This window comes from Prevotella melaninogenica ATCC 25845 (genome assembly GCF_000144405.1).
GTDB lineage: Bacteria > Bacteroidota > Bacteroidia > Bacteroidales > Bacteroidaceae > Prevotella > Prevotella melaninogenica.
On record NC_014370.1, the window covers coordinates 377,501 to 391,268 of the forward strand.

Annotated in this window: 10 protein-coding genes; 7 read left to right on the top strand and 3 right to left on the bottom strand. The window is 41.1% G+C overall.

The genetic code is table 11. The features are described 5' to 3' along the window. The first annotated feature begins 81 nt into the window (after positions 1-81). From HMPREF0659_RS01360 to priA, 7 genes are all read left to right on the top strand, one after another. The gene (locus tag HMPREF0659_RS01360; protein WP_052299124.1) at positions 82-1,020 is read left to right on the top strand and encodes a PorP/SprF family type IX secretion system membrane protein; all 939 of its coding nucleotides are present in this window, start codon (positions 82-84) and stop codon (positions 1,018-1,020) included. A 9-nt stretch (positions 1,021-1,029) separates the two neighbouring features. Then, a complete protein-coding gene (gene porK / locus HMPREF0659_RS01365) occupies positions 1,030-2,511 on the top strand; it encodes a T9SS ring complex lipoprotein PorK/GldK (RefSeq protein WP_013264473.1) in 1,482 nt (493 codons plus the stop codon). Continuing rightward, positions 2,512-3,309 carry a type IX secretion system motor protein PorL/GldL gene (gene porL / locus HMPREF0659_RS01370; protein ID WP_013264856.1) on the top strand — a complete coding sequence of 266 codons (798 nt, stop codon included), beginning with the start codon at positions 2,512-2,514 and terminating at the stop codon, positions 3,307-3,309. A 63-nt stretch (positions 3,310-3,372) separates the two neighbouring features. Beyond that, positions 3,373-4,962 (top strand): type IX secretion system motor protein PorM/GldM, encoded by a 1,590-nt coding sequence (gene porM / locus HMPREF0659_RS01375; protein WP_013264669.1) that lies wholly within the window; start codon positions 3,373-3,375, stop codon positions 4,960-4,962. Between the two features lie 118 nt (positions 4,963-5,080). Next, positions 5,081-6,124: a type IX secretion system ring subunit PorN/GldN gene (gene porN / locus HMPREF0659_RS01380; RefSeq protein WP_013264051.1), complete on the top strand. Its 1,044-nt coding sequence runs from the start codon at positions 5,081-5,083 to the stop codon at positions 6,122-6,124. Positions 6,125-6,952: 828 nt separating this feature from the next. After that, on the top strand, positions 6,953-7,582 hold the full coding sequence (locus tag HMPREF0659_RS01385; protein WP_013264173.1) for a porin family protein: 630 nt from the start codon (positions 6,953-6,955) through the stop codon (positions 7,580-7,582). 222 nt (positions 7,583-7,804) lie between these two features. Next, on the top strand, positions 7,805-10,111 hold the full coding sequence (gene priA / locus HMPREF0659_RS01390; protein ID WP_013263856.1) for a replication restart helicase PriA: 2,307 nt from the start codon (positions 7,805-7,807) through the stop codon (positions 10,109-10,111). Positions 10,112-10,606: 495 nt separating this feature from the next. Here the strand turns inward: priA and HMPREF0659_RS01395 are convergent, their stop codons facing one another. From HMPREF0659_RS01395 to HMPREF0659_RS01405, 3 genes are all read right to left on the bottom strand, one after another. Then, positions 10,607-11,110, bottom strand: coding sequence for a hypothetical protein (locus HMPREF0659_RS01395; protein ID WP_226893182.1), 504 nt, complete (start codon positions 11,108-11,110; stop codon positions 10,607-10,609). Positions 11,111-11,153: 43 nt separating this feature from the next. Further along, positions 11,154-11,357, bottom strand: coding sequence for a hypothetical protein (locus HMPREF0659_RS01400; protein ID WP_013264525.1), 204 nt, complete (start codon positions 11,355-11,357; stop codon positions 11,154-11,156). A 150-nt stretch (positions 11,358-11,507) separates the two neighbouring features. After that, the gene (locus HMPREF0659_RS01405; protein ID WP_013264306.1) at positions 11,508-13,193 is read right to left on the bottom strand and encodes a membrane protein; all 1,686 of its coding nucleotides are present in this window, start codon (positions 13,191-13,193) and stop codon (positions 11,508-11,510) included. Between the last annotated feature and the right edge of the window lie 575 nt (positions 13,194-13,768).

Below are 13,768 nucleotides of genomic sequence, written 5' to 3' on the forward strand. Positions count from 1 at the left end.
TTTTCCTTTCTATATCCATATGCTCTTTAATATTTATACGTATAGAAAGCAATAATTCAACCAGACATACGTTATAGAAACGTGTTTAAACGTTTAATACTCATATTCCCACTTGCTTGCCTGATAGGAAACCCTGTCAAGGCACAGTACGATCCGTCTTATAGTCACTATTGGGCGATGGAGCCATCGTTTAATCCAGCTACAGTCGGAAAGGATAACAAACTGAATGTTGTGGGTGCATACGCCCTTGACTTTGCAGGTTATGAACACAATCCAAACACTTTTTATGTCGGAGCAGACATGCCTATCTATTTCATGAAGCAATATCATGGAGTGGGTATTTCTATTTTGAATGATAAGTTAGGAGCCTTTGTTCATCAGCGTGTAGCGGGGCAATACGCTTTTCGTAAGGACCTTTGGGGTGGAATGCTATCTGCAGGTGTTCAGGTGGGTATGCTTTTTGAAAAATTAGATGGCTCTAAGTTAGACCCAGAAGAGTCAAGCGATCCAGCCTTAGCACAAGGAGAAGTCAATGGTCAAGGACTCGATTTGGGAGTTGGAGTTTATTATACGCATAAGAACTGGTATGTTGGCGCATCTGTTCAGCACCTCAATGCGCTCTTAGTAGATTTGGGAGAGACCAATGGATTACAGATAAATCGAACATATTATTTAACGGGTGGATACAATATTAAATTACGAAATCCGTTTCTTACTATACCGACTTCTGTCTTGGCACGGTATGATGGCGTAAACTATCGGGCTGACATCACCGCTCGATTAGTCTACACGCACGAGAAGAAAGTACTTTACGGAGGAGTCTCTTATAGTCCAACAAACTCAGTGACAGCCATGATTGGTGGAACATTCCACGGAATTAACTTGGGTTATAGCTATGAGATGTACACGGGTACAGCAGCTTTCAAGAATGGTAGTCATGGGCTGTTTGTCAGCTATCAAACCGATATAAACCTGCAGAAGAAAGGTAGGAACAAACATAAAAGCGTAAGATTTCTATAGAAAGATATAATGAAAATGAAGAAAAGTATAGTTGCCATTTGTCTTGGTGCACTCGTCTTGGGAACATTGACAGGCTGTTTTGCTGGTAAGTCAACCGCTTCGTCAGGTCGTGGCGGTGAGGTTACTGGCGTTGGTGGAGGGCGTGCTTTCCGCGAACCAGCACCTTACGGCATGACACTTGTCAAGCGTGGCTGGTTAAGAATGGGTTTGGAAAAGCAGGACTCCCTATGGGGTAAGAAGACACCTGTAAAGGACATCTCTGTTGATGGATTCTGGATGGATGAAACAGAGGTGACCAATTCCGAGTACAAACAGTTTGTAGAGTGGGTTCGTGATTCAATTATCCGTACCCGTTTGGCAGACCCTGCATATGGTGGTGATGAAAGCTATATGATTACAGAAGACAAGAATGGCGATCCCGTCACACCACATTTAGACTGGAGTAAGCGACTTCCTCGTAAGCCTAATGAGGATGAGCAGCGTGCTTTCGAGAGCCTTTATGTAACTAATCCAGTAACAGGTGAGAAGAGCATTGATGGCAGACAGTTGAACTATCGTTATGAGATTTATGATTATACATCAGCTGCCCTTCGTCGTAACCGTTTGAATCCACAAGAGCGTAATTTAAATACTGATATCACAGTCGACCCTAATGAGATGGTGATGATATCAAAGGATACAGCTTATGTCGATGAAAACGGCGTTATTCATAGCGAGACCATTAATCGTCCGTTGACAGGTCCTTGGGACTTCCTCAATACCTATATTGTTAATATATATCCAGATACAACTTGTTGGGTGAATGACTTCCGCAATTCAGACAACGAGATTTATCTCCGTAATTACTTCAGTAATCCAACTTATAACAACTATCCTGTAGTAGGTGTAACATGGGAGCAGGCTAATGCTTTCTGTGCTTGGCGTACAGAGTATCTGCTTAAAGGCTTGGGAAAAGAGGCGCGCTATGTACAGCGTTATCGCCTCCCTACAGAGGCAGAGTGGGAGTTTGCGGCTCGTGGAAAGAATCAAGATGAGTTCCCTTGGGATAATCAAAACGTTAAGAATGGTAATGGTTGTTTCTATGCCAACTTTAAACCAGACCGTGGAAACTACACCAAAGACGGTAACTTGATTACAAGTAAGGTGGGAATCTATGGTGCAAACTCTAATGGATTGTTCGATATGGCAGGTAATGTTGCCGAGTGGACAAGTACCATCTATACAGAGGCTGGTGTTGATGCGATGAATGACCTCAATCCACAGTTAGACTATAAAGCAGCCAAAGAAGACCCATATCGCTTGAAGAAGAAGAGTGTTCGTGGTGGTAGTTGGAAAGACCCAGAGAGCTATATCCGTAGTGCTTGGCGTACTTGGGAGTATCAGAACCAACCACGTAGCTACATCGGTTTCCGTTGTGTTCGCAGTCTTGCAAGTTCTTCAAGTGAGGCAGCAAAAGAGAATAAGAAAAGCAGTAAGAAAAAGAGAAGATAAATGACACAGTACAGTAAATACAATCTCATATACCATCTGCAGAAGTGGATGGATAGTGTTCCTGGACAAACGTTCCTAAACTATGGTTATAGTTGGGGTGCATCAGTGGTTATTCTTGGAGCTTTGTTTAAGTTGACCCACTTGCCGGGAGCTAATATTATGCTTTACTTCGGTATGGGTACTGAGGTTATCGTATTCTTCCTCTCGGCGTTTGATCGTCCATTTGATAAGACGGATGATGGTCGTGAACTTCCAACACATGTTACTGAGGAACTTCTTGATGACAACGAAAATACTGTAGAACGCCCCGCAGCTGTGCCACAGCCACAATATGCTGCTGCAGAGAATATTGCACAGAGTGTTCAAGAGGCAATGCCTTCAGCTAATGATATCGCTGCAGCCGTTGTTGGTCAGCAGAGTAAGGCTATCACAGATGCACAACAGCAGACACCAGAGATGGTAGAAGCACAGACAAACTATGTTGCTGCATTGCAGAATCTGACTGAGATGTTGGGCAAGGTGAACGACCAGAGTCAGCGTTTGACACGTGATAGCGAAGAGATGGAGAACCTTAATCGTACCCTCACAGGTATTGCTAAGGTTTATGAGATGCAACTTAAGAGTGCCAGCCAGCAGATTGGTACAATCGACCAGATTAATGATCAGACTCGTAAGATGGCACAGCAGATAGAGCAACTCAATAGTATCTATGCTCGAATGATTGAGGCAATGACTGTTAATATGCGTGTGGCAGCACCTAATGTTGCCCCTCAGCAGTCTACACCTGAAAGCTTGTAATGATGAAATATGGTAGGGAAGGCGTCTGTTTTTAGCGTCTTCCCACTACAAATAATAGAATTAATGGCTATTAAGAAGAGAAAGATTTCCCCACGCCAGAAGATGATTAACCTTATGTACGTCGTCCTCATGGCAATGTTGGCATTGAATATCTCTACCGAGGTACTCAATGGCTTCTCTGTTGTTGAAGAGAGCCTGAACCGTACGACGGGGAATTCATCCAAGGAAAATGATGCTATCTTTGGCGAACTCGACCAGATGATGCGCAAGAATCCACAGAAGGTTAAGCAGTGGTTTATGATGGCGTCTACGGTTAGAGAGATGAGTGATTCCCTCTATAACTATGCACAAGCGCTGAAAGTAGCCATCGTTCGTGAGGCTGATGGTGAGAAAGGTGACCCCTTAAACATCGAAGGAAAGGATAATATTGAGGCTGCCAGTTACATTATGTTGAACCCAGCCAATGGACAAGGGCATAAGCTTTATGAGGCTATCAATAGCTATCGAGCACGTATATTGCAGTTTGTAACAGACCCAGGACAGAAGAAGATTATTGCAAGTAACCTTTCTACGGAGGTACCTCACCATTCAATGGGTAAGAACTGGGAAGAGTATATGTTCGAAAATATGCCTGTTGCGGCAGCAGTAACGCTTCTCTCGAAGTTGCAAAGCGATGTTCGCTATGCAGAAGGTGAGGTATTACACACCTTGGTGGCTAATGTCGGTTTAAAAGACATACGCGTTAACAAGCTTCAGGCATTCGTTGTGCCAAGTCAGACACGCCTTTATCCGGGTGAGACAATGACTGCACAGATGTTTATGGGGGCTGTAGACTCTACACAACAGCCACAGGTCTTTGTTAATGGACAACTTATTAAGGGCAACCAGATAACTGTGAAAGCAGGTGCACCTGGTAAACATACTTTGAGTGGATACATCCTTATCAAGGACTTAACAGGTAATGTGTTGCGTAGAAACTTCTCACAAGACTATTGGGTGACGGGTGGTCCACAGCCAAAAGAGTATATCAGTCCTCAAGGAATGCAGAAGGTTCCACCTTTCGATGGAATGGCTACTATTGCAGCAGACCTGATGAACGTACTCTATGCAGGCTTTGATAACCCAATCACCATTAGTATTCCTAATACTTCTCAGCATGATGTGCAAGCTACTATGTCAGGAGGATCACTCGTAGCAAGGGGTGGTGGCCATTTTATCGCACGTCCTTCAGCAGTTGGTCAGCCTGTAACGATCTCTGTATCTGCTAAGGGTCGCAAGATTGGAGATTACCAGTTCCGTGTGAGAAAATTGCCGGATCCATCGCCATATATCGCTATGGGTGCTGATAGATTTAAGAGTGGAACCCTTTCAAAGGCTGCACTTATGTCTGCACCAGGCATTCAGGCTGCTATTGATGATGGCTTACTCGATATTCCTTTCAGTGTAACCAGCTTCCGTGTTGTCTTCTTTGATAATATGGGTAACGCTGTACCGCTTGCAAGTAACGGTGCTTCCTTCTCTCCACAGCAGAAAGAACAGTTCCGACAGTTGAGCCGTAACAAGCGATTCTATATCACAAACGTTGTCGTTCATGGACCTGATGGTACCACTCGAACGCTTAATGGAAGAAATATGGAGGTTATTGTGAGGTAGTAGTAGACGAGTTGACAAGTTTCTGGGTTGACAAGTTGATAGATAGTGTTGATACTATATCTACTTGTAAAACACTATATCACAGCTTCTCTTTTAGTAAAGAATAAACAAAATAATAATGAAAAAGATATTTCTCATAGTCTGCACAGCCTGCTTGGCACTCTTTGTAAGTGCGCAGCCTGCTGCACGTCGTAATCAACAACAGCGTCAGTCGCCTGCTAATACGATTACAACACGTGCGCAGATATCCTTCCCTACAACTGCTCCTATGGAGGAAGATGTTGTTTGGCGACGTGATATCTATCGTGAACTCAAACTTACCGAGGATGCTAATGCTGGATTATATTATCCTACAGAGCCTGTGGGTTCGCAGATGAATCTCTTTACTTACATCTTCAAGTTGATGATGAATGGTCCTAATCGTGGGGGTATTGCAGCCTATAACTATCGTATGGACGGCAATGAGATATTTACGGATTCTGCTCGAGTTAAGCCTTTGCAGTTCCTTGATAACTATCATATTTTCTACGAACGCACCGATCATGGTATTCGCCTTGACAATAGTGATATCCCTTCGGGTGAGGTGAAAGGCTACTATCTAAAGGAGAGTGCCTATTATGATCAAGGAACAGCCACCTTTCATCGTAAGGTCGTAGCTCTTTGCCCGATTATGTATCGTGAAGATGATTTCGGAGATGGTGAAGTGAAATACCCGCTCTTCTGGGTGCGTTATGATGACTTAGCCCCATTCCTTGCTAAGCAAACTATCATGACCAGTAATCTGAATAATGCTGCAACAATGAGTGTTGACGATTATTTCACGATGAATCTCTATAAGGGAAAGATTTATAAGACAACCAATATGTTAGGTAAGACGCTCGCACAATACTGTCCTAATGATTCTGCAATGGCTGCAGAACAAAAGAAGATAGAACGTGAGTTGGTTGCATTCGAGAAGACAATCTATGGCGATCCAGCTCGTCGAGATAGCCTTGATAGTATCTCTGCGGCTAAGGAAGCTGAGAAAGCCCCAAGAAAGCTTGGACGTTCTCGTCGCACAAGTCCATCGACAAGTGGTGTTAGTCGCTCTCGTCGTTCATCTTCAAGTGGAAGTGCAGGAGTCTCTCCTGCGCGTGTAACAGTTCGCCGCGAGCGTCATTAATATTCTTTTTTGCTCTTCGGAAGTTTGGTGTAGTAGTCTAAAGCATTATATAATAAGGCATACAGAGCAACTCTAAGTTTGTAACAAGGAACTTGGAGTTGCTCTGTTTTATTTTTCTTAAAGTTCTAAATGTAACAAGTAAAGCTTATCACTTAAATGACTGAAATCCCTTTTTGTCCTAATTTTTCACATATTTATTTTTAAAAGACCATCAAATGGCTTGCATTTAACGCCCAATTGGCTTGCAAGAGATGCCCTTTTGAAGCCTTGTTAAGCACCTTTAAAAATCTGTCTCTGCAACTATTTGATAGAAAATGACTTACATAGGTACTAAAGCAGCTTGCTTTTAAGTCATTTCTTTTCCTTTTCTTTGATTATTTTGTCAATATATTTCTTTATCTTTTGAAGCTAAATCTCACATGGAGGGAAGGAGGAAAGGGAGGTTTTATTTTTAGATTTGTAGCCCAATAGAGACACCTCTGTGTATTGTTTTAAGTTCTGTTTCTTCTGCTTCTTATGTAACTTACTATGTAATAGGCTTACATTATCGCTTCATCTTTTGGAAGAACCTAAAATTCCTTAAGGTTGCTTCTGTAGAACCTACGATAGAATCAGCCTTTAATGAGGGATAGATAAAACTTCATTAAAGGAATTTTATAGAACCAAACTTAATTAATTTTAAACGGACAATAATATCCTTACAGATTCAGTTAATGTATAAGGGTACTCGAAAAGTTGTACTATTTCGAGTCTCTCTCAGATGTGTAAGCATACCTGTTTTGCATGATGAGGAGTGAATTTAGTTCTTTATCATTAATACTTATGGTCATGAAGAAAATTATTTCATTGGGTTTCTTAGCCCTATCATTTCTTATTTCTGTTCCTGCCCATGCTGATGAACCATTAAAGTTTGGTGTAAAGGCAGGACTGAATGTGAGTGATTTCTACTTTGATAGTGATGTTTTTAATAAATCTAATCAGACAGGTTGGTTCATTGGTCCTACTGTGAAGTTCACCTTACCAGTAGTAGGTTTAGGTATGGATGCTTCTGTTCTCTATGACTATCGAGCAGCCAAACTTGATTATGCTACTATGACGCAGACCGTAAAACAACAGCAGATAGCGATTCCTGTGAATGCTCGCTATTCTATTGGATTAGGTAGTGTGGCAAGTGTTTTCTTCTTTGGCGGTCCTCAGATTGCATTTAATATTGGTGAAAAGGAGTATCAGTGGAACATGAGAAGTACTTATGCTTTGAAGAATAGTAACTTCAGTGTCAACCTTGGTTTCGGTGTAACGGCATTTAAACATTTGCAAGTTAGTGCTAACTATAATATTGCTTGTGGTAAAACTGGCAATGCTACGTGGAAAACAGCAACTGATGCAGCGACGTCTGTCTTTAATAAGAAGGGTAGTCGTAATAGCTCTTGGCAGTTGGGTTTGGCTTATTTCTTCTAAGAACAGAAGTTTAGTGATATTTTAAAAAGTCCCATTTCATCGAGTATGAAATGGGATTTTTATGTGATAGAACATTATATTGAGATTGTTTCTGTGATAGTATAGTGTTATTGATGACTTCTATCATTGTGTATTTGCATCTTTCTTTGTAACTTTGTATTCAAACCAATATCTGGCTTATAGTATTGTTTGTGTTGGTTGATAGGTAATAAAGAATTTGTAATGACTTACGCTAATATTATTCTCCCCCTTCCTCTTGAAGGCTATTTTACGTATGGTGTACCCGATGCATTGGCATCTCGGGTGACAGCTGGTGTACGAGTGTCTGTGCCTTTGGGAAAGAGTAAGATCTATGTGGGCATTGTTGCGGAATATCCTGTAAATATACCGAATCCATCGGAGAATGATGTTGTAGGCGGAAAGAAGATTACCTATAAGAATATCATAGATGTACTGGATAACACTCCTGTACTCTTACCACAGCAGCTAAAGCTGTGGCATTGGATATCCGATTACTATATGTCGCCAATTGGGGATGTCTATAAGGCTGCATTGCCATCGGGACTGAAAGAGGAATACGGTTATCGACCACGAACAGAACTTTATATCCGATTAGCTGACAACTTACACCATGAAAGGACGCTCTCACTTATGATTGACTCTATGAAGCGTGCAGTGAAACAAGTGGAAGTCCTTATGGCTTATTTGCAATTGGCTGGTGTCGATGAAATGGCAGAAATTACACCAGAGACAGTACTGCGAGAGGTGACCAGAGAGGAGTTGATGAACGTTACTCATGCTTCTGTTGGTATTATTCGTGCTTTACAGGATAGGAAAATATTGGTTACCTATGAGAAGGAGGTCGGTAGATTGAACAGTGGAAAGCCATCACATCCAGAGAATATAAAACCTCTAAACGAGGCACAGATTGAGGCTTATAATCAGATTCTTTTGCAAATGATGTCTCATCGTGTGACACTACTACATGGAGTGACCTCTTCTGGAAAGACGGAAATATACATCCATCTCATTCAGAAAGCCCTCAATGAGCATAAACAGGTGTTATACCTCTTGCCTGAGATTGCACTAACGGTTCAGATTACAGAACGTCTGAAGGCCGTTTTTGGTGATCGATTGGGAATTTATCATAGTAAGTATAGCGATGCGGAGCGTGTGGAAATATGGCATAAGCAGTTGTCTGATTCACCTTATGATGTAATTTTAGGTGCAAGAAGTGCTATTTTTCTCCCATTTCATCGATTAGGTCTTGTCATTATAGATGAAGAACATGAGCAGAGTTTTAAGCAACAAGACCCTGCTCCTCGTTATCATGCTCGCTCGGCAGCGATAGTGTTGGCACAGATGTATCCTAATGCAAAGACGCTTTTGGGAACAGCTACACCCTCGATGGAAAGCTATTACAATGCGAAACAAGGTAAGTATGGACTTGTTGAGTTGACACGCCGTTATAAAGATATCCAACTTCCCGAAATAGAGATTGTTGATATAAAGGATCTTTATCGTCGAAAGATGATGACAGGTCCCTTCTCTCCGCGTCTTCTCTCTGCTGTTCGTGAGGCTTTGGGGCGTGGCGAACAAGCTATTCTTTTTCAGAATCGACGTGGTTTTGCACCGATGGTGGAGTGTAGACAGTGCGGGTGGGTTCCAAAGTGTCCAGACTGTGATGTTTCGTTGACGTATCATAAGAACATGAACTACCTCTCTTGCCACTATTGTGGTTATACGATGAAGGTGCCAGATGTTTGCCCTTGTTGTGAAAGTGAGGATATCCGTGGTCGTGGGTATGGTACGGAGAAGATCGAAGATGAAATCCGTTATATCTTCCCAGAGGCTCGTATTGCGCGAATGGACCTTGATACAACTCGCACACGTAATGCTTATGAGCGTTTGATTAATGACTTCTCTATAGGGAAGAGTAATCTTCTGATAGGTACGCAGATGATTTCAAAGGGTCTTGATTTTGATAAGGTTTCGGTCGTGGGAATCCTCAATGCAGACTCAATGTTGAATTATCCTGACTTCCGTGCATACGAGCAAGCGTTTATGATGATGAGTCAAGTGAGTGGACGAGCAGGAAGAAAAGGCAGGCAGGGGTTGGTAATTCTTCAGACAAAGAGTCCAGATTTGCCTGTTATTCAGCAAGTGGTGCGTAATGATTATCAGTCGTTTTATTCCGACTTACTTACCGAGAGGCTGGAATTTCATTATCCTCCATTCTATCGACTTGTCTATGTCTATTTGAAGCATAGGGATGAAAACACGGTAAATTCAGCAGGTTTAGAATTAGGAAGTAGGCTCCGTGAAATCTTCAGTGACCGTGTGTTAGGTCCTGACAAACCTGCTGTAGCTCGAGTGAAGACCTTAAACATTAGAAAGATTATGCTAAAGTTGGAGAATGGTATTGACTATTCTCGTGTTCGCCAGTATCTTCGTGGGGCCTTAGATGCCATGTTGAAGGACAAGAGATATGGTGCTCTTCAAGTGTATTACGACGTTGATCCGCTATAGTCTTAGTTACTTATCTCTTTTCTAAAGTCTTATTCTCTAATTGGGCGGAACTTAATGTTAAGGTAGGGAATTAGCGGAAATTCCCTAATTAGGTGTGATGTTTATCTGTCTTTTGCATATAACTTATTACCATATTATAGATTTTTGTAAACTATTTTCGTGCAGTTCAAAACTAATATATGGTCTTTTGGCTTCTAAAAGACGCCTAATTGACTTGCAATAGGTGCCCTTTTGAGTTCTAACTAACGCCCTTTTGAAGTCCAATTAAGCACCTTTTGTTTTGCTACTTTATAACTAATTGATTTACTGTTGGTTGCAAACCTGCTTTTTATATGTGTTTTTGCTGTTATTTATTGATGTCTTATTTGAAATTATGTAAGGATTTTTCAAACCCTTGTCTGCGGATTACTGTAGTAACGGAAGAACCTGTTTTCATATAAGATAAGGTATGAGAGGCATCTTTTATCTCATGTATTAATAGGTTTAAGATGGATGTTAGTCAAAGTAGGGGTAAAGTTCTTTAAAGCCTTCAACGATGTCGTTGATGAGATTGGAATTATCTTTTAATTGCTGTTTACATATTATCAAATATGCACTCTTCATGAGGTTATAATGATGTTCAAACTCTTCTGAGTTAAAGTAAGTCTGCATATACCTACTATATACTCGGAATCTTTTTGTTTCAAGTTCAGACTCTCCAATAGAGTTAGCACCAATAAAGCCGAAAGAAGCTTTATCGTCTTTCCCAGAAACTTCTTTCATAATAGCCATACAAGTCTGTATACATTCTCTGGGCTCGTTAAGTCCCGTCAAGATATTATACTTCTTATCACTATTTCTATGTGCTTTTAGATGAAACTTGACGGCATAAAAATGTTGTGCATAAACCTCTACCCACACCCAATAAGTCTGATGACTTTTATAGGACTTAAACGAATACAAAAGTTTATAAAGTAAAAAGCCTTGAGGTCCATCCCAAGGCTCATCTATTTTCTTCACAAATCTGTATGGATAATAACTCAGGCTCATTTTTTGTAGATATTTAAGTGTTGAGGTAAGCATCAATCTTCATTCTCTCAGCTTCCTCTTTTGGTACACGTACAAACCCATTCCCACTGAAGAGAACCTCTTTCTCTTCGGCAGATAAGTATCTTGCTATCCTTTGCAAGCTTTCTAATTTCTTTTTCTCTTGGTATGCTTGTTTAGAAGCAATCTTTGAAGCAAGTGTTGATATTGTTGTTCCCATAAACTTATTCCTTTCCGCTGCAAATATATGAATATTAGTTGAAAACGACAAGTAATTGTGATGAAATTATAAAAGTTTAGAGGCAGTCAGAATCACTCTGACTGCCTCTTAATGGTATTAGTTGTGGAAAACGGTAGATTTATTTGTGGCTTAGAAATCAATATCAAGTCCTACACCGAGTACCTTATTGGTACGAGTGAAGATATCGGTGTTTTTGGTTGCGAGAGTCTTAGGCTGCATTGTTACAGTACCATCAGGCTGTGTCACCTGCTCCTGACCTGCTTCGATAGCATCATTGTATTCCTTCTTGAAGTTTGAATAGTTGGTAAAGAAGTAAGCAATGTTGAGATGAGCGTTCTTTGCAACCTTAATCTTTGCACCGAAACCGAAGCTGTAACTGCTCGTTACGAAGCTAAGATCGGTCAGGTATTTACCATCGCCAAGTCCGTAGAGCGTACGCTGGCCACCTGCGCTGACTGTCACTGAAGGGTTGATATCCCACTCAACACCAGCAAGGAACTCTTGTGTGTTATGCTTAAGGAAGCGCTGCTTGTCATTGTCCATGCGTGCATCCTTATCGAAGTAGTGGTTATATCCTGCCATAACACGGAGGTTCTTCAGTACTTCATACTGTGCACCGAGTGCAAGAATACCTGGAATATCGTTTGGTGTGTTCACGCCATTCTCGTACTTTTTGGTGTCATCACGCTTTGTGTTGTTCTCAATATTGAACTTTGTGGTAAACTCATAGCGTGCAGCAAAGTTCCATTTGCCAGTGCGGTAGTCAATACCGAGGATTGGAGTGATACCCCATCCGCGCTGAGAAACCTCTAAATAGCGGTCTTTTACCTTTTCTTTGCTACTTTCTAACTTGTCTGCACCTGCGCGAACGAGCTTTGCACCAGCTGTTGCCTTCTGTGCTCCAACCGCGTATTGGTCTGCTGCAGCCTGTAACTGAGCCTTTGTTGTAGGATCGGTAGCTTTATCAGCTTGTGCACGAAGAGCATCTGCTTGAGTCTGTGCAGCAACAGCCTGTGTTTGCAATGCACTTGCCTTTTCATTCAAAGCGTTAACCTTTGATTGGAAATAGTCGTAGAGATTCTGGTTGTTTCCACCCACATTTGCTGAAATGTTGGTGATACTACCTTGGTATTTGTTGTAGATATAATTGAAACGAGCACCACCAAATACAGAGAGATTCTCGTTAATCTTATAAGCAACACCGAGTTGGAGACCGAAGTTATACTGTTGACCGCTCATATAGCTTTGAAGGCTGTAGGTCGTTGCAGGCGTTTCCTGCTGTCCAAGTAGTGCCGCAAAGGTAGGCAATTGCTGGTTGATAAGTGCAGGGAGGAGCGATACTGGACGTTCAAATGTAGGAAGACCGTCGTTGAATGCAGCCTTACCACCGCCTCCAGTCAAACCAAATCCAGCTTGAAAACTCCATTTATCTTTATTATATGCCACCTGGAAAGATGGAAGGATAGGCACAGAAGCCTTACCTTGATAGAACTTACTACCATCAGTTGTATTGCCACCATTCAGCTTGAATGGATACTCATAAGGAGTATTAGCTAATGCAGGCACACTGAAAGTAGATGTTATCTCACGTGTCTGATATACGTTCTGGAAGTTAAGAGAGAGATGAAAACCTTGGTCAAGGAAAGCTACACCAGCAGGGTTAAAGTAAACACCGTCAATACCAATAGCACCTACACGTGCAAAGTTACGGTTAAATGCGATGCTCTGATTGGTGTTTGTAAGCAATCCTCCGGCTTGTGTTGTTGTTGCCATTGCGAGTAATGCAGCTGCAAGGACAGTCTTCTGATACTTCATTGTTGATTCGTAAGTGTATATAAAACTTATATATTTTGGTTGCAAAGTTATGAATATTGTTCTAAACTTCCAAATTTTCGTTTGTTTTTTCTCATTTTTAGTTAAAATGTGCAGCGTTAATTAGGTAGTAAAAGGGCTGAAATAAGGTTATGTCGTTAAATGAATAGAATGGGAATAGAAGAAAGACTTATCTATATGCAGGGTATTACTATCCCATATTAGATGGTCTTGCAGAGAATGATAAGCTAAAAGATAAAAACGATTTGATACTATGTCTATCTGTTTCCTACAAATAACTTGATTCCTACATCACAGGTGTTTGTAAACTATTTTTATGCGACTCAAAACCAATACATGCTCTTTTGGCTTTTTAAAGATGCCTAATTGACTTGCAAAAGATGCCCTTTTGGAGTCTAATTAACGCCCTTTTGAAGTCCAATTAAGCACCTTTTGAAATGGAGTTTCGCAAATGCTTGATAGCGAATAACTTACAAAGGTGTTGTTAATACTCGTTTTTAGCCTTATTTCCTGTCTTTTTATGACTTGTTTTGTAAAGAAAATTCTAAAGTCTTAAA

Bases quoted from the DNA above. Each gene is read 5' to 3' on its own strand.
- porK (WP_013264473.1), top strand. From the start codon at position 1,030: ATGAAAATGAAGAAAAGTATAGTTGCCATTTGTCTTGGTGCACTCGTC.
- porL (WP_013264856.1), top strand. From the start codon at position 2,512: ATGACACAGTACAGTAAATACAATCTCATATACCATCTGCAGAAGTGG.
- porM (WP_013264669.1), top strand. From the start codon at position 3,373: ATGGCTATTAAGAAGAGAAAGATTTCCCCACGCCAGAAGATGATTAAC.
- porN (WP_013264051.1), top strand. From the start codon at position 5,081: ATGAAAAAGATATTTCTCATAGTCTGCACAGCCTGCTTGGCACTCTTT.
- HMPREF0659_RS01385 (WP_013264173.1), top strand. From the start codon at position 6,953: ATGAAGAAAATTATTTCATTGGGTTTCTTAGCCCTATCATTTCTTATT.
- priA (WP_013263856.1), top strand. From the start codon at position 7,805: ATGACTTACGCTAATATTATTCTCCCCCTTCCTCTTGAAGGCTATTTT.
- HMPREF0659_RS01400 (WP_013264525.1), bottom strand. From the start codon at position 11,357: ATGGGAACAACAATATCAACACTTGCTTCAAAGATTGCTTCTAAACAA.
- HMPREF0659_RS01405 (WP_013264306.1), bottom strand. From the start codon at position 13,193: ATGAAGTATCAGAAGACTGTCCTTGCAGCTGCATTACTCGCAATGGCA.